The sequence below is a fragment of the Schaalia sp. JY-X159 genome (assembly GCF_014525425.1).
GTDB lineage: Bacteria > Actinomycetota > Actinomycetes > Actinomycetales > Actinomycetaceae > Scrofimicrobium.
Genome location: NZ_JACEXI010000002.1, coordinates 595,978 through 620,642 on the forward strand (window position 1 = coordinate 595,978; position 24,665 = coordinate 620,642).

General features: G+C 58.5%; 24 protein-coding genes and 1 pseudogene. 8 read left to right on the forward strand and 17 right to left on the reverse strand.

Annotated elements, in window-relative coordinates; all coding sequences use genetic code 11:
* The first annotated feature begins 1 nt into the window (after position 1).
* From IDL90_RS05605 to mnhG, 5 genes are read left to right on the forward strand one after another with little or no spacing between them, the layout of a single operon-like run.
* Entirely contained in the window at positions 2–439 is a 438-nt protein-coding gene (locus tag IDL90_RS05605; RefSeq protein ID WP_220458747.1) for a Na(+)/H(+) antiporter subunit C, read from the forward strand.
* A complete protein-coding gene (locus IDL90_RS05610) occupies positions 436–2,202 on the forward strand; it encodes a Na+/H+ antiporter subunit D (protein WP_316930289.1) in 1,767 nt (588 codons plus the stop codon). The genes IDL90_RS05605 and IDL90_RS05610 overlap by 4 nt, the downstream gene beginning before the upstream one ends.
* A complete protein-coding gene (locus tag IDL90_RS05615) occupies positions 2,192–2,752 on the forward strand; it encodes a Na+/H+ antiporter subunit E (RefSeq protein ID WP_187994647.1) in 561 nt (186 codons plus the stop codon). The genes IDL90_RS05610 and IDL90_RS05615 overlap by 11 nt, the downstream gene beginning before the upstream one ends.
* Entirely contained in the window at positions 2,749–3,183 is a 435-nt protein-coding gene (locus IDL90_RS05620) for a monovalent cation/H+ antiporter complex subunit F (RefSeq protein ID WP_187994648.1), read from the forward strand. Before IDL90_RS05615 ends, IDL90_RS05620 begins: the two co-directional genes overlap by 4 nt.
* Complete coding sequence (gene mnhG, locus IDL90_RS05625; protein WP_187994649.1) at positions 3,180–3,530, forward strand: monovalent cation/H(+) antiporter subunit G; 351 nt, start codon at positions 3,180–3,182, stop codon at positions 3,528–3,530. Before IDL90_RS05620 ends, mnhG begins: the two co-directional genes overlap by 4 nt.
* Positions 3,531–3,674: 144 nt before the next feature.
* Here the strand turns inward: mnhG and IDL90_RS05630 are convergent, their stop codons facing one another.
* From IDL90_RS05630 to IDL90_RS05650, 5 genes are all read right to left on the reverse strand, one after another.
* Positions 3,675–3,881, reverse strand: coding sequence for a DUF3073 family protein (locus IDL90_RS05630; RefSeq protein ID WP_398401741.1), 207 nt, complete (start codon positions 3,879–3,881; stop codon positions 3,675–3,677).
* Between the two features lie 173 nt (positions 3,882–4,054).
* Entirely contained in the window at positions 4,055–4,363 is a 309-nt protein-coding gene (locus IDL90_RS05635; RefSeq protein ID WP_182141506.1) for a hypothetical protein, read from the reverse strand.
* Positions 4,360–4,869, reverse strand: a complete 510-nt coding sequence (locus IDL90_RS05640) for a phage holin family protein (RefSeq protein ID WP_187994650.1) — start codon at positions 4,867–4,869, stop codon at positions 4,360–4,362. The genes IDL90_RS05635 and IDL90_RS05640 overlap by 4 nt, the downstream gene beginning before the upstream one ends.
* A gap of 89 nt (positions 4,870–4,958) precedes the next feature.
* The gene (locus tag IDL90_RS05645) at positions 4,959–5,543 is read right to left on the reverse strand and encodes a hypothetical protein (protein ID WP_187994651.1); all 585 of its coding nucleotides are present in this window, start codon (positions 5,541–5,543) and stop codon (positions 4,959–4,961) included.
* A 10-nt stretch (positions 5,544–5,553) separates the two neighbouring features.
* Positions 5,554–6,567, reverse strand: coding sequence for an aldo/keto reductase family protein (locus tag IDL90_RS05650; RefSeq protein WP_187994652.1), 1,014 nt, complete (start codon positions 6,565–6,567; stop codon positions 5,554–5,556).
* A 100-nt stretch (positions 6,568–6,667) separates the two neighbouring features.
* Between IDL90_RS05650 and IDL90_RS05655 the strand changes: the two genes are divergently transcribed.
* Complete coding sequence (locus tag IDL90_RS05655) at positions 6,668–7,555, forward strand: D-hexose-6-phosphate mutarotase (RefSeq protein ID WP_187994653.1); 888 nt, start codon at positions 6,668–6,670, stop codon at positions 7,553–7,555.
* A 32-nt stretch (positions 7,556–7,587) separates the two neighbouring features.
* On the opposite strand, the gene IDL90_RS05660 is transcribed toward IDL90_RS05655, so the two are convergent.
* Together IDL90_RS05660 and IDL90_RS05665 are read right to left on the reverse strand one after the other, a co-directional pair.
* Positions 7,588–8,208 carry an NUDIX domain-containing protein gene (locus IDL90_RS05660; protein WP_187994654.1) on the reverse strand — a complete coding sequence of 207 codons (621 nt, stop codon included), beginning with the start codon at positions 8,206–8,208 and terminating at the stop codon, positions 7,588–7,590.
* 2 nt (positions 8,209–8,210) lie between these two features.
* Entirely contained in the window at positions 8,211–9,380 is a 1,170-nt protein-coding gene (locus tag IDL90_RS05665) for a cation:proton antiporter (RefSeq protein ID WP_187994655.1), read from the reverse strand.
* A gap of 86 nt (positions 9,381–9,466) precedes the next feature.
* Here IDL90_RS05665 and IDL90_RS05670 point away from each other — a divergent pair, with 86 nt between their 5' ends.
* A complete protein-coding gene (locus IDL90_RS05670) occupies positions 9,467–9,958 on the forward strand; it encodes a phosphoribosyltransferase (protein WP_187994656.1) in 492 nt (163 codons plus the stop codon).
* Here the strand turns inward: IDL90_RS05670 and IDL90_RS05675 are convergent, their stop codons facing one another.
* Positions 9,959–11,098 carry a UDP-N-acetylmuramate dehydrogenase gene (locus tag IDL90_RS05675; RefSeq protein WP_187994706.1) on the reverse strand — a complete coding sequence of 380 codons (1,140 nt, stop codon included), beginning with the start codon at positions 11,096–11,098 and terminating at the stop codon, positions 9,959–9,961.
* Between the two features lie 76 nt (positions 11,099–11,174).
* Positions 11,175–12,407, reverse strand: a complete 1,233-nt coding sequence (locus tag IDL90_RS05680) for a sugar MFS transporter (protein ID WP_262509040.1) — start codon at positions 12,405–12,407, stop codon at positions 11,175–11,177.
* Between the two features lie 59 nt (positions 12,408–12,466).
* Here IDL90_RS05680 and IDL90_RS05685 point away from each other — a divergent pair, with 59 nt between their 5' ends.
* Positions 12,467–13,651, forward strand: coding sequence for a class I SAM-dependent methyltransferase (locus tag IDL90_RS05685; RefSeq protein WP_187994658.1), 1,185 nt, complete (start codon positions 12,467–12,469; stop codon positions 13,649–13,651).
* Positions 13,652–13,718: 67 nt separating this feature from the next.
* Here the strand turns inward: IDL90_RS05685 and IDL90_RS05690 are convergent, their stop codons facing one another.
* The 8 genes and pseudogenes from IDL90_RS05690 to IDL90_RS05720 form a co-directional block, all read right to left on the reverse strand.
* Positions 13,719–15,596: an AMP-binding protein gene (locus IDL90_RS05690; protein WP_182141495.1), complete on the reverse strand. Its 1,878-nt coding sequence runs from the start codon at positions 15,594–15,596 to the stop codon at positions 13,719–13,721.
* 186 nt (positions 15,597–15,782) lie between these two features.
* Positions 15,783–16,559, reverse strand: a complete 777-nt coding sequence (locus tag IDL90_RS05695; protein ID WP_187994659.1) for an ATP-binding protein — start codon at positions 16,557–16,559, stop codon at positions 15,783–15,785.
* The gene (locus IDL90_RS11285) at positions 16,552–17,583 is read right to left on the reverse strand and encodes a Mu transposase domain-containing protein (RefSeq protein WP_223175194.1); all 1,032 of its coding nucleotides are present in this window, start codon (positions 17,581–17,583) and stop codon (positions 16,552–16,554) included. The genes IDL90_RS05695 and IDL90_RS11285 overlap by 8 nt, the downstream gene beginning before the upstream one ends.
* A gap of 78 nt (positions 17,584–17,661) precedes the next feature.
* On the reverse strand, positions 17,662–18,204 hold the full coding sequence (locus IDL90_RS11290) for a hypothetical protein (protein WP_223175195.1): 543 nt from the start codon (positions 18,202–18,204) through the stop codon (positions 17,662–17,664).
* A gap of 560 nt (positions 18,205–18,764) precedes the next feature.
* Positions 18,765–19,028, reverse strand: coding sequence for a ribbon-helix-helix domain-containing protein (locus tag IDL90_RS05705; RefSeq protein ID WP_182141493.1), 264 nt, complete (start codon positions 19,026–19,028; stop codon positions 18,765–18,767).
* A gap of 518 nt (positions 19,029–19,546) precedes the next feature.
* Positions 19,547–22,573: a hypothetical protein gene (locus tag IDL90_RS05710; protein ID WP_187994660.1), complete on the reverse strand. Its 3,027-nt coding sequence runs from the start codon at positions 22,571–22,573 to the stop codon at positions 19,547–19,549.
* Between the two features lie 623 nt (positions 22,574–23,196).
* The gene (gene istB / locus IDL90_RS05715) at positions 23,197–23,946 is read right to left on the reverse strand and encodes an IS21-like element helper ATPase IstB (RefSeq protein ID WP_187994661.1); all 750 of its coding nucleotides are present in this window, start codon (positions 23,944–23,946) and stop codon (positions 23,197–23,199) included.
* A pseudogene (locus IDL90_RS05720) lies at positions 23,943–24,665 on the reverse strand (hypothetical protein); the annotation flags it as partial. The pseudogene IDL90_RS05720 and the gene istB, both read right to left, overlap by 4 nt.

A 24,665-nucleotide genomic window follows, 5' to 3' on the forward strand; every position in this document is an offset into this window, starting at 1 on the left:
GTTGCCTTCGCTAGTTGTCTTCATTTTCGTGGGTGTGCTGGTCGGCGCAGGGGTTTACCTCACCCTTGAACGCACCCTGTCCCGCATCTTTATTGGTCTGGCACTAATCACCAACGGCGTTAACGTCCTCATCCTTGCAATGGGAGGCTCAGGAGGGATGCCGCCACTACTGGGCGGGACGGCTGACACCATAGTGGACCCGCTCCCGCAGGCCCTGATCCTCACCTCCATCGTCCTCTCCCTGGGGACGACTGCATTCGGCCTCGCGCTGGCTTACCGCTCCTGGCTTCTGACGGGCAATGACGAGGTTGTGGACGATATTGAGGACCGCCGCGTTGCGCGTCAGGCCCGCCGGCAAGGTGATGAAAGCCTGGAGGAGCTCTACACGCAAGGCACCGAGGACGCTGAGATCTTCTACGACCAAGAGGACAACAGGTGAACCCGGCATCCCTGGCGTGGTTAGTGCCGCTTCCCGTCCTTATCCCCATGGTTTCTGCGGGAGCCGCTCTGGTAGCGAGTCGCCATCCCCGCATTCAGCAGGTCATCGCACTCGCTGGAATGCTGGCCGCGACAATCGTCGGAGTGTTCCTCATTTTCGGTGCAGCGCAGGGGCCAATCGTCCTCGACGTCGGATCGTGGGCGGCGCCGATTGGTATCACACTGGTGGCGGACCGCCTGTCGACACTGATGTTGGTGGTGTCGCAGATTGTTGCGCTTGCGGTCCTCATCTACTCCATAGGTGAGAATGTTTCTGATCCTGTGCCGACTTCCCCGGTTGCTGTCTTCTACCCGACGTTCCTCATCCTCTCAGCCGGGGTGTCCAACTCGTTCCTGACCGGCGACCTCTTCAACCTGTACGTTGGGTTTGAGATCCTCCTTGCGGCCTCATTCGTCCTCATCACTCTTGGTGGGACCCGAGGGCGCGTCCGATCCGGGACTGTTTACGTCGTCGTCTCCCTCATGTCTTCGGTGCTTTTCCTGATCGGCATCGCATGGATTTACGGCGCAACGGGCACGGTTAACATGGCTCAACTGTCGGTCAGGTTAGCGGAGCTACCGCCCTCGACGACGCTGATCATGCAGGGGATCCTCCTGGTTGCGTTCGGTGTCAAGGCGGCTATCTTCCCGCTGGCATCATGGCTTCCCGACTCGTATCCAACAGCACCCGCACCAGTCACCGCCGTGTTCGCCGGCCTCCTAACTAAGGTTGGCGTCTACGCGATCATTCGTCTGCAGTTCGTGATTTTCCCGGGCGACCGTTTGAGTCTGCTCCTCGGGGTCGTTGGAATTCTCTCAATGTTGATTGGCATTTTGGGGGCGGTCGCCCAAGATGACGCCAAACGACTCCTGTCGTTTACTCTGATTTCTCACATTGGTTTCATGATGTGGGGCATTTCCTTGGGGACTGTGGCCGGCCTCGGTGGCGCCATCTACTACGCGGCGCACCACATTATTGTGCAGACAGCACTGTTCCTCATCGTTGGTCTGATCGAGCGCGCGCGTGGGACGACATCACTGACCCGCTTGCACGACCTTGCTCGGGATCATCCTGGGCTTTCGATCCTCTTTCTGATCACGGCACTGAACCTGGTGGGGATGCCGCCCATGACGGGGTTCATTGGGAAGCTTGGTTTGGCCCAAGCATCCGTGCAGGTCGGTACTCCTATGGCGTACTCCCTTATGGCTGCCGGTATTCTGACGTCCTTCCTGACGCTCTATGTGGCGGTTAAGTTCTGGAGTAGGGCATTCTGGCAACCCAAGAGAGTGGAGTTTGACGACTTTGTTGTCCCCACAGAGGGACAGAGGCTCTCTGGTCGTCAGGAGCGTCGACTGCGTCGCTTCGAACAGGCTGTGCGTGATGGGCGTGCAACGGAGAAGTACGCGCTGGCAGCCAAGACCGAAGTGGAACGTGGTGGGGGAGCATCGAATGCCATCATGTACGCGGTTGCTACAGCACTGGTTGCGCTCCAGCTCGGAATGGCAGCATTCTCTGGTCCCATCTACTCCTTTGCAGCAGGCGCTGCAGAGAACATGATGGATCGGGATAGTTACGTGACCGCGGTCTTGGGCGAGGACGGTCGCGGCGGTGGCACGTCGAAACTTCCTCCCTTCCACCCGCCATGGGAGAACCTGAATCCAGCTCCACCGCTTCTTCCTGCCGAGCCGACTTTGCCAGAGATCGGGGGTTCTGATGCCAGCTAAAGTGCGACGTCATGTCTCCTTCTCGATGACTGCCTGGCTTCTCCTTGTGTGGCTAGCGGTGTTTGGGTCGCTTGACTGGCTAGTCATCGTAGGTGGGCTGCTGGTTGCGGTTGGGGTGCAGATAGTCTTTCCCTTACCGATCATGCCTAACCTCTGGCACGTACGCCCCGTGTCTTTCATTGTTCTGGCACTACGTTTCCTCTACGACCTGCTTGTTGCAGGTGTGCAGGTTTCGTGGCTGGTGGTGTCTGGCCATCCCCATGAGGATGGAATCGTCAAGTGCCCTGTCAGAAGCGACAACCCGGTGTACATGACCATGGTTGCGGTCATGACTTCCATGGTGCCTGGAACCATCGTTGTTGAGGCCTCACGGACTGAAAAGGCGCTGTATTTGCACGTCCTCGATATGAAGACCCACGGCGGGATAGAGGGCGTACGTAAAGAGGTGTCCGCTCAAGAGAAGCGGGTGCTGCTCGCATTTGCGCCCTCGAAGGTGCTGAGAGAAACAGGGCTGGCCAGGAGCCGACAGGGTAAGGAGAGCGCGGTATGACGCCAGTGGCAACTATACTTGCAGTCGCAATAGTCGCCCTCGTCGTGGCTATGGTCTTGGCGACCTACCGACTAATTAAGGGGCCGACGGCTTTGGACCGCGCCGTTTCGATCGATGTCTTCTCGGCGTCCATCGTCGGTGTGGTGGCGATCCTGATCATTTTCCAAAACCGCTACGACCTCGCGGCCCTGATGATCGTCTTTGCCCTCACAGCCTTCTTCTCCACTGTGACCGTTTCGCGATTCACAGGCGTTGGCATGAGTCGCCGCCCTGGACACCGAATTGTTCCACCGCAGGTAAGGGGCGACGCGGATGAGCCTGCGTTAGTTGGTGACCCCGATGCGGCTCAGATAGTGGGCCAGGACGAAGCGGCTCAGACGACGGGCGACGTCGGCGGGGCAGATCCCTCGCAGTCGGAGGGAACAGCATGAGCATAGACTTCGGCGCGATCCTTGATGTGGTCGGCGCACTAATGGTTCTTGCGGGAGCGTTCTTCACTTTTGTTGCTGCGCTTGGCCTTGTCAGGCTGCCCGACCTATTTTCCCGTACCCACGCAGCAGCGAAGCCACAACTCTTGGGGTTGATACTGATCCTGGGCGGTTTGACCTTGACGTTGCGGTCGTGGGCTTGGGTGGCCATCAGTCTTGCGGTGCTCGCAATCCAAATGATTGCGGCTCCGGTTGCATCACACCTGTTGGGGCGGGCAGCCTACCGTGGAGGGCTGGCAAAGACAGCGTTCCTGGTTGTGGACCAGCTTGAGCCTGAGGAAGAGGACTAGGCCCAAGACGTGCGTCCACCACCCGAGTCTTCTTGAAATGTATACGGCGGGGCCAAATGTATGCCTGGGGTGCGTACCCCAGAGTCACTTCTGGTCCCCACGTATACATTTCACGGATGTGGGGTGGCAGAACGCACCGGCAGGCTAATCCTTATCCTCGTACTCTTCCCAAGCGCCCGCATAGGACGATGAGGGCGTATCCCATGGATCTTCATCCCACTCGTCATCGTCTTTAGGGTCGGACTCTTCATCCGCCCCCGACGTCTGGTCGCCGGACATGGTTAACTCACGCTGCAGTGCATCAAGATCAGTCTCAGGACTGTAATACTTGAGGCTGCGCGCCACTTTCATGTGCTTTGCCTTTTGACGGCCGCGCCCCATGGCGTCGACCCCCTCTACCTCTTGCGGGTCCGTAATCCGGTCCCCTGGATCCAAATAATTCTGTCGCGGGCACATTCTACCGCGTTGTGCGGACGGTTTGCTACACGACCACGTGGTGGGCGTGCTCGCACCGGCTCACGCTGTTAGTGCCTGCGTCGCCGCTTCATTGAGCGGCGAAGGATGCAGATCCCCACAACTGCAGCACCGATGGCCGCGGCCTTGGCCACCTTCATGCGGGCATCCTCATCACCGTCACGCGCCTCATCCAGGGTCGTTAGGGCATTGTAGGCTGCCACTTCGGCCTGATACTTGGCCTGAGCGAGCAGGTAGTCAAGTTGGGTCTGAGGCTGAACTTCATACAGTAGTTGCTGCAGGGTTTCAGACAGCTTCTCATTGCTTGAGGTGGCCTTATTCTGCAGATCCTCGATGGTCTGCGCAAACGTCTTGCTCACTTGTCCAGTCCTTCCTTGGCTTGTGTGAGGTCAGACTTAAGCGTCTGAATATCATCTTCGACCATCTCTTTGGGGTTCGGTGCATCATTCTTTGCTCCCAAAGCCATAATCGCCCCAATGGCGGCGAAGATGATGACCAAGAGAAGAAGAATGCCCCAGACAATCAGGGCAGCTGCCCAAGCGGGTACTACCAATGCCAAAGCGACCTCGGCGGTGTGGAATGTCCACCACAGGAGAAGCAGGGCAAAAAGGACGGCAGCGACGATCATGACGATCGAAGCTGCGGCCTGGCTAGCTGTCCTCTTGGCCTTGAGCTTCAACACCTCCAGCTGGGACTCAAAGTAGCTCTTGACCTCTTGGACTGCATTCTCAATTAGCACCGGAATCGACGCGTGTGGAGCCGGAGGTGTGGGCCGAGGCCGTCGGGCACGCTTTGGAGGTGTTGGATCAATCCATTCCACCTCTTCCACAACTACTTCGATGCCCTCTTCACTAGGGGAAGTCATGACGCTCTCCTCTTTGTCCTTCATCTGTGGGTCTAATCGACCCTCGGGGCCAGCCGTAGCGACCCCTTCTCCATACAAGCATTAGTCTGTCATGAATTGTCGGCCAGATCATGATTGTGTGCACTGTTTTTCGTCCCGTGTAACGAAGTCCCCTCGGAACCGCGGTGCAGAAACTCGCCCGTCTCTATGACAGGCCCCGGGAGGAGGTCCAGTATTTGCTGAGCCTGATCGACAAGTCGTACCTGGCTGGCCGACAGTTCTCGGGCAGGAGCAATGTCGTCAAGGGACTCCGGGAGGAGAGCGACAGCAGGCTTTAGGGATCCGTCGCCCTCGGACTCGGTTACCGCGTCAACCAGTTCGACTTCCTGCCCCAGCGCACCGGCAAGAAAGACCAGGTCGTCTAGGCACTGCGAAGCCTGCGTACGTGGATAGACGCGCACGGTCGAGGGCCGTCCAGCCAAAGCCCGCACTCCGGCAACGCGGAACTGAAGCTCCTCTGACAGGTCAGCGGGAAAGGATAGCAACACGTCCCGCAGCTCCAACGTGTCGACAAGGATATCCAGGTATGCCTGGTCCAGGCGTTCCCCGTCGACGACCCAGGGCAACCTAATGTTGTCGAGGACGTTCAGGTGAGAGACCAGTACGGGGCTGGCAAAGAGGACTCCGGCGGGCATGGAACAAAGTCTAGATCGGGCGCGTGCGTGGGGAAACTGAGTAGGTCGCCTGAGGATCCTGGTTGCTCACACCGGCCAGTGCCGAGTTGATTGCCTCCACCGTGTTAGTGTCCAGGGTGATCGCGGATGCCTTCACGGTTTCATCCAGCTGCTCTGGCCGTGATGCACCCACTAGTGCGGCGGCAACATTTGGATTTGCTAGCACCCATGCGATGGCCATCTGCGGCATCGAGAGTCCGGCCTCGGCCGCAATCGGCTTGAGGCGCTGCACGGCCTGCAAGGTCTCTAGATCCATGAACCTCTTGACGAAGTTCGCCCCGCCCTTGTCATCTGTGGCGCGTGATCCCGCGGGAGGCTGCTCGCCAGGAATGTACTTCCCAGAGAGGACACCCTGAGCCATGGGCGACCAGACGATCTGTGACATGCCAAGCTCTTCACAGGTTGGGACGACCTTGTCTTCGATAACACGCCACAGCGCCGAATACTGGGGCTGGTTGGACACCAACTGAAAGCCAAGTTCTTCGGCGAGGGCGTGTCCTTCCCGAATCTGCTCAGCCGTCCACTCCGACACCCCGATGTACATGGCTTTGCCCTGGCGAACAATGTCGCCAAACGCGCGCATCGTCTCTTCGAGGGGAGTTTCATAGTCGAAGCGGTGAGCCTGGTAGAGGTCCACGTAGTCGACCTTCAAGCGCCGTAGTGAACCATGGATGCCGTCAAAAATGTGCTTGCGTGACAGTCCCGCGTTGTTCGGGCCCCTATTGCCAACCGGCCAGTACACCTTGGTGAAAATCTCCAGGTCCTCCCGGGGGATGCCCTTCAACGCCTTACCAAGGATCTTCTCCGCCCCCGTGTTTGCGTACACGTCTGCGGTGTCAAAAGAGGTGATGCCGAGGTCGAGGGCGCGGTGCACCGTTGCGATGGCCTTGTCTCGATCGACTTGAAGGCCGTGTGTCACCCAGTTGCCGTAGGTGATCTCAGTGATTCTCAGTCCGGAGTTGCCTAAGTAGCGATATTCAACCATGCCTCAAAACTAGCAGTGGAGACGTCTTTGGGGTACTGCGATTATGGGACGCGGTGAGAAACGCGGTGACGGATCGGCCCAAACGGTGAACAATGGAGTCATGTTGCGAAATGAAGATGTGGTTGCAGAAGTAGAGACCTCTCAGGGCGGGTTTGCAGCCCACTCGGCCGGTGGTCAAATCACCCGCTGGGATAGCGCAAGCTTCGGCCCGCTCCTCTTTGTTTCCAAAGAGAGCGCCTACGGGGTTGGCTCCCCGATTCGCGGGGGGATTCCACTGTGCTTCCCCTGGTTTGGCGCGTTGCGAGACGAGGACGAGGGCGGTGTGGTGCTCCTCGGTCGTTCACGCGCCGCAGGCAGCCACGGGTTTGCCCGCAACGTCAACTGGAGACAGGCTGCCAGCAGTGTTGGCGAGGACGGGGCGTGGCTGGTGCGTTATGAACTAAGCGATGAGGATCTTCCCGACGCGCCCTCGGGCCCCTCCCTGCAGCCGTTCCTTGCAACTTTGGAGGCCGTGTTCTCAGATGTCCTTTTGGACTTGACGTTCACCGTGAAAAACACCGGCAGCGATCCCTTCTGGTACGAAGAAGCCCTGCACACATACTTTGCGGTTGCGGATTCGACCTCGACTGAACTGTTCGGCCTCGAAGGTACCGGCTACGTTGATAAGGCTGCCGGTGGTGCGTCCGGGGTTCAGGATGGACCCGTCACGTTTGGGGCCGAGGTCGACAGGGTTTTCCAGTCGCCCGCAGCGCTGGAGTTGCGCGACGTCGGCAATGGACGTTCCATCCGCATCGTGAAAGAACGCTCCGGCGCAACCATCGTGTGGAATCCAGGGCCGGACCTTGCAAGAACGATGAGTCATTTGGGGGATGAAGAGTACCGGGATTTCGTCTGTGTTGAGGCGGCAAACGCCGCTGAGTCTGCAGTGACCCTGCAACCGGGAGAAGAGCACACGATGCGAGTGCGCTACGAGGTCACTGCCCTGTAGCCCAGACGGCTACTGCCCTGTAACTCAGGCGGCTACTGACGCGCCAGCCACGGCGCGTCGGACGGGCGCAGGTCGTCAAGTTTGCCGAGCAGCCGCGCCGTCTCCAGAGCCAAAACGCCCGAGACAAGAGAGGGGCTTTCGCATTCCCCATTGAGGATCATCTCCACGATCGCGGCCCGGGACGTGAAGGTTGAGGTCATTTCGGCCTCCTCGTCTTCGGGAACAAAACCCTGCGGACGCGGGGCGCTGGAGAGGTCGCGGGCAAGGAAAACCCGCAGTGATTCTTCGCAGGCACCCGGCGTTGAGAAGATGTCGACCAGCACATCCCAGCGTCCCGCCTGAATCTCCGCCTCCTCAGCCAGTTCGCGTTGGGCAGCAAGACAGTAGTCTTCGCCCTCGACGTCAAGCAGCCCGGCGGGAATCTCCACAAGTTCCATGCCGACGGGGTGGCGGTACTGACGCAGCACCAGGATCTCATCCGCAGCCTCATCCCAGGCAACCACCGCGACAGCGCCGGGGTGGGTGAGGAACTGGCGGTTCATCCTAGTGCCCGCCGGGGTGAGGACGACCTCGTTCACAAACGTGGAAATGGCTCCGCATCCCAGGGTTGTCCGCTCTTCAACGGGCCAGGACTTCTTGGCGTCTCCGCGCATGACTACCTGTCTACTTTCTGGGTCTTGGATACGGCGAGGGCGAGCAACGGATAGAGGAGCACAGTCAGCATGCCGGCCCCCACGAGGGCTGCGGCAAGTTCCGTAGAGAGCGCCCCTTCTTGGACACCAATGTTGGTGACAGCGATGATCAGGGGCAGTGAGGTGGCGGTAAAGAGCGACACGGTGGCGCGGTCGCGCACTGTTGCTCCACGGTCCAGAGTGAAGAAGCCCGGAACTCCGCGAACGACCAGGATGACGAGGGCGAACACAGGCACCATGATTAGGGCCCGGGCGTCTTCAAGCAGTGCTGACAGGGGGAACATCACCCCGGAGGTGACAAAGAAGATGGGGATCATGAAGCCGTAGGCGAGGCCTTCGAGTTTGCCTTCGACGAATTCTTGTTCGTTGGCGGGAATGCCACGGAGGAGCACCTTTGAGAGCATTCCGGCGCAGAACGCACCGAGCAGGAAGTCGACGCCCAGTGTCAGGGCGAGTGTTACCAACGCAGCCAACAGCGCGATCACGACACGGACAGCGAACTGACCTGATGTGTGTAGGGAGGCGCTGATCAGTGCTACTAGTCGCGGGCGTTCGCGATGTGACGCCCCGAAGAACGCAAAGGCAGCGACACCTGCGAACACTGCAAGGTAGCCGAAGGCAACGATGGGGCTGTTGCTGCCGAGGAAGATGGTTATCGCCACAAGGGGCCCAAACTCGCCAATGGCTCCCGCGGCAGAGATCGCAGTGCCGATGGGGCCTTTGTTCAGTCCAGCATCCCGGAGGATTGGGGTGATTGTCCCCAAAGCGGTGCCAACCAGGGCAATGGTGATGATCGCGATTGCTGCGGGGGTGGTACCAATGATGAGGGCTGCGGCCAGGGCAATGGCAATGGAGATTCCCCAGGCGGCGAGCGCACGTTTCCCGGTTCGCCCGCGAATGCTTGCAATGTCGATTTCGTTGCCCGCCATGAAGAAGAGCAGTGCCAGGCCGAGGTTTGACATCAGATCTAGAGCGTTTCCACCCTGGACCCATCCAAGCACTGACGGCCCGATCAGAATGCCAAGGAGGATCTCAAAAACAATTAAAGGTATTGAGACCCAGCGGCGTAGCAGTGCCCCCAAGATCGGTGCGAGGAGCGCTGCTAAGGGGATAAGAAGGATCTCCAATGCCATGTCGCTCCTAGCGGTCACCTTCGCGGTCGGTCAATCTTACTTCGGGCAGGGTTGGTTGAGGTGGCGATCGCTGGAACAATGGGACGATGGAGAATGAGCGTGAAGTGCTTGAATGGGATCAGTTTGGTGAGGCGTCACGAGCTCTGGCGGCGCAGGTGTGGCGCTCGGGTTTTGAGCCGGAGATCATTGTCTGCGTTGCGCGCGGAGGTTTGATTCCGGCGGGTGCTATTGCGTACGCCCTCGACCTCAAATCTCTACTGGTGCTCAATGTTGAGTTCTACACGGGAATTGGGACCACCCTGCCTGACCCGCGTCTGATCGACCCGGTGCCGGCGCACCATGGCCTGCGCGACAAGAGGGTGCTAATCGTTGACGACGTGGCGGATTCTGGCCGAACGCTGCAGTTCGTATATGACATTTGTGGCGAGTACACGGACCAGATCAAGGTTGCCGTTCTATACCAAAAGCCCACTTCGGTGATCGACTGCGACTTCGTGTGGAAGCCGACCTCGGAGTGGATTGCGTTCCCCTGGTCATCGTTGCCGCCGGTCAACGGGGAGTCGAACCGCGACAACTGACTAGTCGAGGCCCTCCAAACCGACCAGGACAGGTTCTGGCACCAGTGAAATCCCAAACTTTGCCGCCACCCCATCGTGCACCGCGTCGGCCAGTTCCATGATCTCCGTTGCGGTTGCGCCCCCGCGGTTTGTAATTGCTGAGACATGCTTCGAAGACAGTGCGGCACGAGAGTCGGTGTTGACCCGATATCCGGGCTCAAACCCCGACTGACGTATCAGCCAAGCAGCCGGCACCTTCTGTTTTCCTTCAACAAGAGGCGCCTGCTTGTGGACAGTTCCACTTACGAACATGGCCTGGTTACGCACCGGAAACCGCGGCGCCTCTTCGGGAAGCTTGGCGGCGTCTTGGCTGGAGAGTATTGGGTTGCCGAAGAAGGATCCCGCCGACCAGGTGTCGTGGTCGGTGTCGTGAGCACCCACGAGCATTCCGGACTCGGCACGCAGCTTCAGCACGTGTTCGCGCAACTCCCACGAGGGCACTCGGGTTCCGAGGTCGACCCCCAGAGACTCCGCCAGACTCCGGTAGCGAGCCGGCTCTGAGAGGCTTGCGCTGCGCAGTTGGAAGGCAACTTCAAGCACAACCCATCGCCCGGTTGGTCCCCACACCTGACCTCCGCCAGCATCCGCGGAGAACCTTGAGCGTTTGATGATGGAGCTGCGATAACCCAGGTGCAAGTCGAAACGACTCAGGGTGCGGATGCGACCGGTCAGGCGGTCTAGGGCTCGAACCGACGCCAGTGTTTGTGCCACTTCTTGCCCGAATGCCCCAAGGTTCTGCACGGGAGCGGCTCCGACGGTCCCGGGGATGCCGGACAGTGCTTCCAGGCCGGCCAGGTCGTTTTCTAGGGTGAACTGAACGAACGTGTCCCAGTCTGTGCCTGCGGTTGCCTTGACGGTCGAACCCCCGCACGAAACATACGAGTCGACCTCTGCAATGTCCTTGCGCCTGTCCCTCACCAGTAGACCTGAGAAGCCCCGGTCTGAAACAACCAGGTGTGAGCCACTTCCAAGGACGAGGACGTCCTCGCCCGCAGAGTCCGCTTCCGTAATGACTTGCGCCAACTCTGACTCCGAGTCGGCGTTGACTATCGGGGGAGCCAAGCCCCCAACCCGCAGGGTGGTTAGTTCTGAGAAGTCCATACTCCACACTACGTCCCCCTCCGCCCAGAAGAAAGGGGCGCGTGGGACTAATGTCCTACGGTGGGGCAGGCTCTGCCTACGGCTGGGCTGGGTGGGCCGCGACTGAGCGGTTGAGTGCCTCAGTCATCACCAGCATCAGCGCAGCCAGAGCCGCCAAGTAGAAGGGGAATAACCACATGCCCACGGCCTGCCCCAAGAATCCAAACAATGGTGGAGCCAATGTCGCACCCAGGTAGGCCGATGCCATCTGGATGCCGATGATGGCATGGCTCTTGCTTGGCCCAAAGTTCGCGGGTGTGGAGTGAATGATGGAGGGGTAGATCGGCGCACTGCCAAAGCCAGCAATGACCAGGCCAGCAAGCGCGAGGGTGTCGTTCTCCAAGGGAAGTGCAATCAGTATGACGCCGACGCAGACCCCCAGGATGCCCAGTCGGATCATGTTGCGGTCCCCGACCCTGTCGGCAACGAAGCCGCTGAGGAAGCGACCCGCCGTGATGCCAAGCAGATAGAGGGAGGCAAAACTTGCCGCCGTGCTTGCCGCAACATCGCGTTGCTGCACCAGGTAGGTGGATGCCCAGAGGATCGCCGTCGCCTCAAGTGCGCAATAGGCCAAGAACCCGAGGAGGACGAAGGGAACTCCCTTGATTTTCAACGCTCCGATGAGGCCGAGGGGCTTCTCTTTGCCGTCGTTGCCTGTAGTGCGTTCCAGGGTTTGTCCGCCCTCGCCCTCGTCGCCACCTTCACCGGCAGCGGCGGCAGGAACCGTTGGATGAACCTTTCTCCACAGTGGCAGCCCAGCAAAGAGGATGGCGACCAGCACCATCTGGAGGATGGCGACAACGCGGTACCCGGTGTTCCACCCCAACCCCTGGGTGAGCGAGTAGCTCATGATGAACGGGCTGATGGCCGCCCCAACGCCCCAGAAACTGTGCAGCCAACTCATGTGGCGGGAGGCGTAGTGCAGTGCCACATAGTTGTTCAGTGCCGCATCGACCGCCCCGGCGCCCAAGCCGTAGGGGATCGCCCAGAGAATCAGCATCCAGAACTCAGTGGAAACTGAAAAACCAAGGAGGGCGACGGCCGTCAGCGCCACACTTAGCGTTGTCACCAGCCCCGTACCGAGTTTGCGGGTGAGGCGATCCGACTGCAGGCTCGACAAAATTGTCCCGATTGCGATCGTCATCGTGATGAACCCCGCGTAGGACACCGGCACGCCCAGGTCCTGATGCATGACTGGCCAACCCGCACCCACCAGAGCATCCGGGAGGCCGAGACTGATGAACGCGAAGTAGATTATCGCCAGAAGCATGGAGTACAAGTTGGTCGTCCTTGGAGAGTGGGTTTGCTACTACTGAGACAATACTCAGCATGGACGGTGTCTCTCTCTTACAAACTCCGGTCGGGTCGACGCTGCTGGATTCCCTACCGCCGTATGACCCCTCCACGGTGGACGCCCTCTCAATGCAACTGCGCAAACAAGGCTACGATCCGGGCCTGATCGCTGCAGCCCTTACGCAGCAACGCTTGCGGGACCGCGCCGCCGCAAAGTTTGGCGAACACGCAGCATCGATGCTGTTCACCGAAGCAGGTCTTCAACAGGCGACGAGGGCGGTTGTCGCAGATCTTCACGCAGCCAGATATGTTGCGGCTGGCTGCCGTGCAGTAGCGGATATCACGTGTGGTTTGGGGGCGGATTCACTGGCGTTCTCACGAGCTGGACTGGCGGTCACGGCGGTCGAGTTCGACCAGGCGACCGCGGGTTTCGCCCGGCATAACCTGGCGCCGTTTCCAAAGGCGACGGTTGTCTTCGGGGATGGGCTCGGCGTGGATTTCGCCCCGTTTGACGGCGTGTTCGCAGACCCGGCTCGGCGCAGTGCCCGAGGGCGGACGTTCAACCCAGCCGACTACTCTCCGCCGCTGGACCGTGTCCTCGCCATTCGAGACGTGGTCCCCGCCCTCGGCGTCAAGATTGCCCCCGGAATTGCCTACGCGGATTTGCCCGCCGACGTGCACGCCCAGTGGGTTTCAGTGGACGGGGATGTGGTCGAGGCCGGGTTGTGGTTCGGGCCGCTTGGGGGGAGTCCGGGCCGATCCGCCCTGGTCATTTCTGGGACGCATTCAGTGGAGATTGAGACGTCCCAGGATCCGCGTTCAGAAGCGGTGATGGTGGAGCCGGCGCCGCTTGGGAAGTACCTTTACGAGCCTGATGGGGCGGTGATTCGCTCCGGCGGTCTCCACGTGGCGGCGGATCTCTTGCGAGCAGCTCCGGTCTCTGAGTCCATCGCTTACCTAACCGGCGACAACCTTGTGGACACCCCGCTGGCTCGCGCGTTCGAGGTTGTTGATGTGATGCCTATCAAGGCGCTCAAGAGCTACTTGAGGGCGCGGGGGGTTGGCTCGCTGGAGATCCTCAAGAGGGGAGTCGACCTCGACCCCGATCAGTTCCGTAAGACGTTGAAACTCAAAGGTGCTGGGGCCGCGACAGTGATCTTGACGCGCGTCCTCGGGAAGCACAGCGCCATTGTTTGCCACAGGGTCGGGCGGCGGGTCTAAGCCTTGGTGACTTGAGCGCCCCGGGTGTGGCGGGAACGCGTTTAGTGGTGGGTGCCTGGTTTGTTGGCTACTTGGCCTCGGGAGCCTCTTCTGAGTCCGGTGCTGGGGGGTCAGCGGGAGCGTGGTCCGGCTGCGCCTCACCGAGGGTGTCCGCGGACTCGACGTTTGCGGTCGGGTCATCGGAACCCTTGTAGGGCCCGTCCGTCACGAACTCGGTCACTGCTTTTGTTGTGCTCTCCCACGCCCTCGACATCGGGTCCAAGAGCTGCTCTTTGACGCTGCGGCGCAGCACCTTGCCCAGTTGGTTGCGGGGTAGTTCGCTGATCACTTCCAGTTTGCGGGGGATCGCGTAAGCAGAGAGCTTCTCTCCGGCCCACTCGCGGACCTGCTCTAACGTGGGCAGGGTTGCGCCCTCGTCCATCACCAAAGCGGCGGCCACGACTTCCCGACTGTCGTCGACGGGGTATCCGACCACCGCAACGTCACGAACGCCCGGGTAGAGGCGCATCACCTCTTCAACCTGGCTGGGGTAGACGTTGAAACCACCGGAGAGGATGAGTTCCTTGATTCGGTCCTCCATATAGAGGTACCCGTCGTCGTTGATTGCGACATCACCCGTGCGGAACCACCCGTCCTCGGTGAATGCGCGCGCGGTCTCTTCGGGGGCGTTGAGGTACCCGGAGAAAACCTGGGGTCCCTTGACCAGGATCTCCCCGCGCACGCCCTCTTTCACGTCCTTGGTGGGGTCGTCGAGGTCGACCAGGCGCACCTGTGTGGAAGGGAACGGCAGGCCCAGGGTGCCGAGGCGACGGTTGTTGCTGAGGGGAGAACCGGAGATAACAGGGGAGGTCTCAGAGAGTCCGTAGCCCTCCAAAATGATGCCGTGCGAGGCCGACTGCCAGAGGTGCGCAACCTTTTCGCTGAGCGGCATGGCGCCGGAAACTGCGAAACGAATCGTGGAGATGTCGGTGTTCGTCTCCAACGCTCCCTTGGCGATCCGTTCAAACATTGGAGGGACGCCGACGAAAAAGGTCACGGGGCGTCGGCGGTGTGCTTCGAGGGCGAGGTCGACGTCAAACTTGGGGAGCACGACCTGGGTCGCAGCCTTCTTCACCGAGGCCAGTAGGAAGAAGGTCAGACCGAAAGCGTGAAAGTAGGGGAGGAGTGAGAAGAAGACTTCTGCGCCCTCGTGCAACTTGAAGACCCAGAACAGGCACTGGTCGACGTTGGCGCCGAGGTTGCGGTGGGTGAGGGGAACCGACTTGGGGACCCCGTTGGTTCCGCCGGTGTGGAGAATGACCGCGATGTCATCGACTTTGGCGTGCGGGTAGTGAGCGGGAAGTGGGCTGGCTTCCCGGACGGCCCTATCCCACGATAGGGCCGAGGACGGGACCGGGGATCTCAGCGAAGCACGCTGCTTGCGGGCGGCCTTGACAGGAAGGGTAAGTAGGATGCGGGTCTTGACGGGCATGTGAGCGGTGATGTCGACGGACAGCACAGTCTCCAAAGTGGAGTCCCCGCCGATTGGGAGGTGAGCGACCGACCCTTCCCACGCGATGGCAACCTTGGCCTTGTGACGCGCGACCTGACCGGCAATCTCATCGGCGGGTGCCATGGGGTTGTGTTGGGCGGCAATCGCCCCAATCCTTTGACACGCGTAGAAGGCGACGAAAGCCTGGGGACAGTTCGGCAGTGAGAGTGCAACTACGTCCCCGCGTTCAACGCCCAGGTCAGTCAGCACTTGAGCGCCACGTTCAGCCTGGTCAAGGACCTCTGCGTAGGTGATGGTTTTTCCGAAGTAGTCCAGGGCAACGGTGTTGGGGTAGCGCTTTGCTGCGTCCTCGAGCAGGTGGTAGACCGACTCCGTTGGGATGGGGATTTCAAAGGGAACTCCGGGCTCGTAGTGCTTGTGCGCCTGCTCAGCAATTGTTTCGCGTTTAGCCACGGAAGTAGCTCCTCAACCTTTACCTCAAATATCCTCTCGATATCGTACGCCGATAGTCCTAGTTCTGGTGCGTCGTAAGCGCGGCGCACAATGTGTAGAGCGGAGCTATTTGGTAGCGCGTGTGGGTCGAACTGGTAGCGCGGGCGGGTGTAACCGGAGCGCTCTCCCGCCCGCGTTTGGGGTGCGTTACCCGCCGTTGCCCTCGATGCTGGCATCAATAATGGCATGTCTGCGCATGTTCGGGCCAGCCAGTTGCACGATCTCTGCGTTCGACACGATCCGATTCAAGATGGATTCCGCGATCACGGCATCATGCAACGATTTGTACCAGTCCTCGGGATCGAACTGACTTGTGACCATGGTCGAGCCGCGACCTTCTCTCGCGGCGAGGATGTTGAGGAGTTCAGCCGCGGTCTCACTACTGATCGGCGTCGTAAGAAAATCATCTAGAACCAAGGCATCACACGAGTGAAGCTCCTGCAGGAACTTCAGTCGGGCTGGGTCGGTGTGATGGTAAACGGCGAGCTGGTTCGCGAGATCATCCAACCGGTAATACTTCGCTGAGTAATCACGACGACAGGCAGCATTCACCATGGCTTGCGCAAGATATGATTTCCCCACGCTTGATGACCCAAGAATGATCAGGTTTGTGCAGTGATCTACCCATCTACAAGCCGCAAGCCTGGCCACGACTTCACGATTGAGCGAACGCCCATCGAGGTAGTGAATGTCCTCAACACAGGCGGCAGGGTTCGGGGTGCGCGACGCTTTCAACAGTTTCAACATACGGCGCTCACCCCGAGCCTCGATCTCTCGGTTCAAGGCGTGCCTGATCTTCTGCGAGAACGACCACTCATCACAGGCGGGATCGTTCGCCATATCAATGACGGTTTCACCAAACGCAGTCATGCGCAGCTTGGTGAACAGGGGCATATCGTCCTCGGTGAGGTGCTGCTCAAACATTGGTCCCTTCCGCTTCTGACTGGGTGCTGGTGAGTACTTCGAGGCTGAACGCCCCGGGCCCTGCCAGATGCGCGCCGCTCGTGTCACGATCAGCGGTTCGATGCGAGTGAGACGACTCAGTCCCCGCTGTTCTCGCATCAGACCGCATGATTTGGGGGCGTTCGTCTTGCGTAGCTCTCACCACCGCCAGCGCGTGTTTCACGGCGGTGTAACTGATCTGCCGGCGCGCGTCGTTGTCGGTGAGCTGTTTGCAGGCGTGTTCGAGTTGTTGTCGGCTGCCACGTTTCCCCAGATCGAGGATGTTCATGCACGACCGGAACCCTTGTGCCTCGATCTTCTTCCCATCAAGCAGCCTCGTGAGCGCAGCAACCGTTCCGGGTCCTACTTTCGCGGCCTGCCGAAGGAAATATGCGCGCGTCCAAAGTCCCGCTGTTTCTTTGAGATAGGCGGGCGCATGTTCAGCATCGGTGACGTACCCATTCCGACGGCTCCCGCGCTGATGCGTCGCGATGATCTCGCCGTCGGCAAGCACGTCTAGCTGTTCACCGACGATACGAACGTCGACATTCAACCCAGCAAACTCGTACGGGACTGAATATTTGATCGTGTCGATTTGGATATGCCAGTCGCGATGCACCTTCGCTTTGCGCCATGCCACGGGCTCCCATCTCTGGGCCGGTAATTCGAGGAGCTCTGTTCTCTCGGCCTCGTCAAACCAGTCCATCCGGCTGCGTTGTTCGCCCCGGAACGGGGTTCTATGGTTAATCCATTCCACACGTTCTGCGACTGCTTCGTTGAGATCATCGAGAGACGCGAACACGTGATCTGCGAGGTAGTGAATCACCCAGTTCGTGACGACTTTCACGCCCGCTTCCACGTTCCCTTTATCTCTTGGCGCAGCTGATCGTGTGGGAACAGCAGCGGTCCGGTAATGCTCTAGAAACTCGGCATATGAGTCGTTCACGTCTCGGGCACGCGAGGCCTTACTGATCTGGTTCGATGCCGTCGACGCGTTGTCGGGCACCACCAGCAAGGTGACGCCGCCAACATATTCGAATGCGCGTCGGTGAGCGTCATGCCAAGCGGGCTGTTTCTCATCAAGTTACCCACGAGCGAATACGAGCCCCGAGTACGGCAGCGACGCGATGAACACCGACACCGGGGTGGTGGCCCTACTGATCGGGTCGATGAGTTGCATGCGGGTGCCTGCCCAGTCGACTTGCATCGTATGCCCAGACACATGCGTGATCGGGGCAGTGAGGTCATTCACGCGCACATGCTCGGCAACGAGTTCGCAGAATCGGTCGTACCCGTAATGGCGCACCCCAGCAGGAGCCTCTGATTGCACATACTTTGCCCACAGCACTTTCAATGGTGGTTTCTTCCGTCCGACTCTCGCTGCAACGACCTTCTCAATATTGATCGGCGCAAACTCTCCCGTGACGCTCTTCCTCCCGTCAGTGAAGAGCCGATCGAGATCTTCCATGGTGAGGGATTCAACCTGAGCTGCGTTCGTGAGGTTTTGTTCATTGAGAACGCGGCGGGCTCTCGCGATTGATCGATGTGAACAGTCGGCCATCACCTCGATTTGTCGATAAGGGCGCTGCTCGAGCAGGAGCAACATGATTTGTCGGTACTCAGCCATCAAGGATTCCTTCCATCAGCCATGACCCCTATGGGCATGGGTGAAAGCAATCCTGCGGCAAGACCTACCACCGCGCTACCAGATACACCCGCGCTTGCTCCGGTTCGACCCACAGGCGCTACCGAAAGGGGCGGCTAAACACAATGGCGCACGCTGGTAATTTCGGGGCAAGACCGACACGTCGTGAAATGCATATGTGGGGGTGAAAACCCCGCGTGGGGGGCTACCCCAGACGCACATTTCATCCCAACGTATACATTTCGCGCAGCGCAGTGAAGCGAGGCGCGGCGGGTGGCGCGGCTGAGGGTTGCGACCGGGTTCGTCACGGTAGTAGGTCGATTACTCCTGGTCGGGCTTCCATTGCGTGAATGACCAGTTCGTTTCCGCTGTCAAAAACGAGGATGACCAGTTCAAGTAGTCGTCCTTTGGCGTCGAATCCGACTCTTAGCTGACGCGATGGATTGTCTTCGTCGAGGTCGTCAATCCACAGTGCCCACTCGGCGGCGTAAAGTGCGTCGTCGTCTGTTATCCCGTGTTTACGTGCGGGGAGGGGTTGACCTTCATGCTGAGGCCAGGTGCAGCGCCTCTCGGATAACTTCCGAGCGTGTGGTTCCTTCTTCTTTCACGCGAGCGTCAAGTCTCTCGACTTCCTCTTTGGTCAGACGCAGGGCGATAACTTGGGAAGCAACTGCTCCGCGTCCGGGCCGACCCCTTCCGCGCTTCTTCATTGCGACGTAGTCGTATCCGGCCTCGGCCTCATCAGCCCATGCCTGAATCTGTTCTTCGGTTACCGGCTTGCCGTCGATTGTCTCGTTGGTACCCATACCAATATCGTATAACGAAAATGGTGTGGTTCAGGGATTTTGGGGTTGGAGGGTGGGTGTAGGCAAAAAGAATCCCAGCGGGTAGAACACGCTGGGATTTTCGTGGCTCCGACGGGCGTCGATCCCGTGACCTTTCGATTTTGAACCCCCGCTTATCAGGAGTTACTGCGGGATAGCGCTATCTTCGCTTTGACCTGATGGGACTTGCTTTCAGTTGCTGATGCTTGTTGGTGGTTGCTTCCGTATTTGCGGGATAGATGCGGGGTTGTGTAGCCATTGGGTGGGGATAATCCCGACTCGGAAAGTCAGTCTTCGTGGGGCCGCTAGACGATATGTGACCCACCAGAAGAGACTAGCTGGCGACCTGTGCAGCCGTAAAACGACGGACGGAAGAGCTATTTTGGGCAGCAACAATGACGGCGGCTCGGTCGGGCTGCGGTTTTCTGCCGGGAGGCAGCGTCGAAGCGGCAGTGGTTCCCAGAAATCTCATGGCTAGACGGACTGTTAGTGCACGTGGGTCAATACGCAAGCTCGTCTGTCGGACCGGCGTCAATGGGGGCAAAACGAACGCTGCTATCGAGTTTTCGAATTGTGGTACACCATTTGATTGCTTTGAGATCGGAGGAAAGGAGATCGAGTGCCATGAGACCAGCGGGTCTGCTCTCATAGATCCCTGGCAGGCCTCCATGTACTGTGAAGGATGGCGGCTGAGCCTGTCGTCCGCGTACAGCCTCGAATTCTGCCGACAATTCGTTCCAGTCTGTCCTGGCGTAGGCCGTCTCGATGTTAGCAATGGTCCATAGGGCGTCGTTGTTCTGGTCTGGTGGCAGAGGCTGCAAACGCCAGTGTATGCGTGGCTGACCTTCCCATCCTTCGTCGTCTGTGAAAGCGACAGAACCTAACACTCGAGCTGGAAGCATCGCATAGGTATTCAAGCTCGGTTTGAGGTCTGGAAGAAACGAATCGACGAGCTGCTGGTAGATGTTGAGTGCTGCCTTTGTCGAAACTGTTAGTCGTTTCAAGAGTTGCTCTGGTGACCAATTGTCCCATACCCATCTGGCGAGACGGTCCGGGGTCGGCCACGGACTCTTGACTTCCACCCAACCCCAGGACTTCAGTGAAGCGACGAAGAGTTCGGCTTCCTGTAAATCAAGCTTGCGGCTACCTCGGACAAATGTGACCCGACTATCGGGTGCTTGTTCGCGGATCGGCCGAATTACAGCTTCCAGATCCTCGATACGGATTGGCTCCGTGGTTCTTCGGTGGGAGGTATCGAGAATGTGATGCGCGAAGTCGAACGCGAGTTCGGCGCGTGCAGCAGGTACTGCGTTTAGGCTGGCTCCGTTCTCCAGCCACTTGTCGACCGTTCGTATCGCAGAATCCAATGTCCATTCCCAGATCCACTTCCCGCTGTCACGCGGTTGGGCTTGGCGAACCCACCACCATGCATTGTCGCGACTGAATACGGACTGGACTCTTGTTGGTCCCCCAGTTCCTCGCGGTCGGGTGCCTAATCGCACTTCTCCGGGGATTGTCTCGATCTCGAATTCGATCTCGGGATTACTTGGATTATGAAGATCCGGAAGTTTGGCAAGTGTGCGATACCAATGTGAGTCTGCCAGCAGGATCCTGCTCTTAGGCGTGACGATGTCAGGGGCAAAATCGTTGGCCCGGCCAAAGCTCACGATGTCCTTTGCTTCGTTTGATACCCATGCTGCTGTGCCCGGAGAGTGTTCGGTGAGGCAGGCCATTATGCGATCGGCGTTCACTTCATCTGATTGCCTCAGCGCCTGTGCGTGGGCATAACGCCAGCGTCGTGCCATTGTCGGTGAAGAGACTGTCTCTTCAAGTAGGTCAGGAGTACGTAACAAAGCGAAGCAAGCAAACCACTCAGTGAGCACCGCGAGTTGGAAGCGTAACTTCCCGTCAACAGTGACCACGATCCGTGACTTGAGGAGCTGGTTCAGCTCTGCAGGAAGCAAAGCAACTTCTAGTTGTGGCACCGCCCCGCCACCTTGATTAAGACACTTCACCGCGAGTTGAATGAGCTTCTCGAATACGGCAGGTTTAACTTCACTGCATGCCTGACGGGCAATCGAATCAATGAGCTCCGCCTCAGTCTTCCGCTTTTCGGACGTATTGCCGCTAATTGCGAAGTAGAGGGCAAAGAGAGGTCGCTGAAGCATTTCCACTCGTTCAGGCCGCCCATGCACATGGAATGCCCTGTGCTTCCTGACTTCGTCTATTAGAGCTGTCGCTTCCTCGTCAGTAAGCTTCGGGATCTTGAGCTGCTTGATGCTTTTGCTAACAGTTGCTCTAGTTGAAATCAGCACTGTGGAACCAGGTGACCGCGTGGTGAGGGTGTTGAGGGTTGGAAGTATCCTCTCCAGCGTGAGGTCTACTTCGTCTAGACCATCGATCGTTAAAGCGACAGGAGCCGAAGGCTCCCCGCTGAGGAATGCCCTTTCTCGCTCCACTATTGATTCAAGGGATTCGGTTGCTATCTGGGCTGCGAGCACGTGTATCGGTAATGGTGCTTTCGGATTGTCAAGTGCCTGCTCTATCGCTCTGCGGTGGTGCCTTTCAAGCTCGGTAGTTTTTCCTATTCCTATTGGTCCTGTCACGACAGCGATGGAGGATTCAGTAGTCACTCGAGTGGGCTCAGTGATGAGCCTACGTGCAAGATTGCTTGCGTGATGCGGTTCTAGACCAATCATGCCGATTACTGAAGCAGATCGGCTGACCCCCGCTTCCGCCAAATTCTTCAATCGTTCGCGGCGAGTTTTGGTGTGGCTTGTTGGGGGAGCCAGGGGACCAAGTCGTTTCAGTAGCTGCGAGCGATCAATGTGTCCGCCTGAACTGTTTAGCTCCGTTACGATCTCAAAGATCGCTCCGACCAAGGCAATACCGCGGTGTCGGTCGGGCGGCGTCCAGAACGAGGACAGTTCCTCCAGAATTTGAATCCTGGCGGGCGAGCTTTCTTGCTCAATATCCACCGAATCAATACGAAGGACCTGAAGCGCGCGAAAGAGCTCCTCATCTGTACATAATCCCTTAGCTGCTTTTTGGGCGTGTTTCCAGCGCTGGAACAGTTTTCCGCGAACGACGTCGAGATTTGCCTGAAAGCCCTCTAAAGTCGGATATGACCGCGCAAGATCGCAGAGATCCCGCATATCTCTATTGGCCGGAGATGCCCAGTCAACAACTATCGCCAGCGCATGAGTTACTGGAACAGATCCTTCGTACTCACGAACGAACCCGACCGAGTCCGCCACGAGATCTTGAAACTTAGAGTCACCGCCCGTGAACGCCTGGCGATGTCGGCACTGGATATCTATTGTGTCTAGCAGTCCACTGTCTGGCACGAAGGCCAGACGTATGTCATCGAAGCCATCTCTATCTGTCTGCCATGCTATCTCTTCGATTTGCTCGCCAAAGGAACAGAGCCTTCCACTCAGCAGATTCGTGGCATATTGAAGGCCTACCAGGTTTTCAAATCGTGACCCGCCGCCACCTTTGGAGTAAGGGCTTACGAACTCTGACACCGCGCCTCCGTCGTTCCTTGATGGTCAGTGTGATCTCAATAATAGGCGCACTGTGGGTTTTCTTAGGCGGCACCAACCGGACGAGTTGTTCAGAATGATTTGTTCACGGCGTGCTGGAATCTTCAGTATGTGAAGTCTCCACGACCAGCACTCTCCTCGACCTGACCATACATATATGGCGAATCGACGATCGATGAAATATGCAGATGCCCCGGTTTTGATCCAGTTGTGGTTAGTTGGCTGATCTCACCAAGCTACCGACCTTTAGATTTAAAACCCTCGATTTTGAAGCCCATTTCATCAGGAGGTTGCTGCGGGATACCGCTGTCTTTGCTTTGGCCTGGTGGAACTTGATTTCAGATACTGTTGCTGGTCGGCGGCTGCTGCTGTGTCTGCGGGATAGATGCGGGGTTTCTGACCTCGAGGTACGGACCGCGCTGAGTTGATCAGAGGACTCATCGATTAGCAATCTAGTAGGGGGTGCGGAGGACGCGCTCGTCGCATTGACTCCAAGTCCAAACTGGCAGCAGTCCCAATCATGCCTGATAGGTGGTCGACTATCGTGCTTTGTGTTCTGTCAAGTTTTAGTCGGCCATGTTGCAGGGTTTTTTCCGGCCAGTTGGTTATTGCATGAGGGCGTGGGTTACTCGCCAGGATTTGCCTTGGTGGCGTAGGAGGTGTCCGTGGTGGATGAGTCGGTCGATGATGGCGGCGGCGATGTTGTCGTCTCCGAAGATGGTTCCCCATTTGGAGAAGGGGATGTTTGTGGTGATGATGAGGCTGCTGGTTTCGTAGGTGTTGGCGATGATTTGGAAGAGGAGTCGGGCGCCTTCGGGGTCGATGGGTAGGTAGCCGAGTTCGTCGATGGTGAGTAGTTGGAACTTTTTGTAGGTGTTGAGGGCTTTGTCTAGGTGGCCTTCGTTTTTGGCTTTGCGTAGTTCCATGATTAGGTCGGCTGCGGTGGTGAAACGGGTGCGGATGCCCATTTGGCAGGCTTGGTAGGTCAGGGCGGTAGCGAGGTGGGTTTTGCCGCAGCCGACGTTGCCGTAGCAGATGAGGTCTTCACTTGTGGTGAGGAACTCTAGGCTGGTTAGGGACTGGCTGGTGAGTCCGGGTGGGAGCACGACTTTGGACCAGTCGTAGTTTTCTAGGGTTTTGATGGACGGGAGTCGGGCGGTGGTGATGAGTCTTTTGCGGGCGGAGGCTTTGCGGGATGCGACTTCGGCTTTTAGGTAGGTGGCGAGGAAGCTGAGGTTTTCTGGGTGCGCGTCTTGGAGGTGTTCTTCTAGAACTGCTCCGGTTAGGCGTGCTTCTTTTGCGTGAGTGCGGATCTGATTGGTTAGTGTCAACGGGGTTGCGGTTTGAGTGTTCATGCTGGGGTGTTCTCGTTGTTGAGTAGTTGGTCGTAGATGTTCAGGTCAACGGCTGGGTCATTGTGGTGGGTGATGCCGACTCTTGCGGCTAAGAGTTCTAGTGGGCCTTGGGTTATGCGTTGCTTGTCAGAGGTGAGTTTGGCTGCTGCCAGCATGGTTTCGGCGAAGCCTAGGGTGTGGCTGGTGGTTTGCAGAACACGTAGTGTTCGGCGGCGTTCTTCGTAGTCAACCTGGTCAAGGGCGGTGACTAGGTGTGGGGGCATATGGTCTCGTAGCGGGGTTTGTTTCCATGCCCCGGCCCGGGTGGCGAGTAGGTCTAGGAGAGTTTGGGGGTTAGATACTGTGTTTTCTTGGTGTGTGAAACTTCTGGGGAGTTCTCCCATGTGGGTACCTTGGCGGTTATGGAATGTAATGGTTTCGTGTCCGACCCCGAGAGTGACTTCCCCGCCCGCTAGTCCGGGGTGGGTTAGGTAGTAGTTATTCTCGAACTTGATCTTGCCTTCCCGGTCTGCTTTGCGGGTGGTGTAACGCACCGGGGAGAAGGTAATGGCTGGTAGGGGCAGTCCGGCAGTGTGGTCCTGGGCGAACAAGTCTTTGACGGCTTGTTTCTTGCGGTAATGGTCTTGATCCAAGAGCTCGTCGCAGCGGGTGAGTAAGTTTTGGTTGAAGACCGCTAGATCAGTGATTACTGGGGTGGGGACCATGAGGTTCCGGCGTAG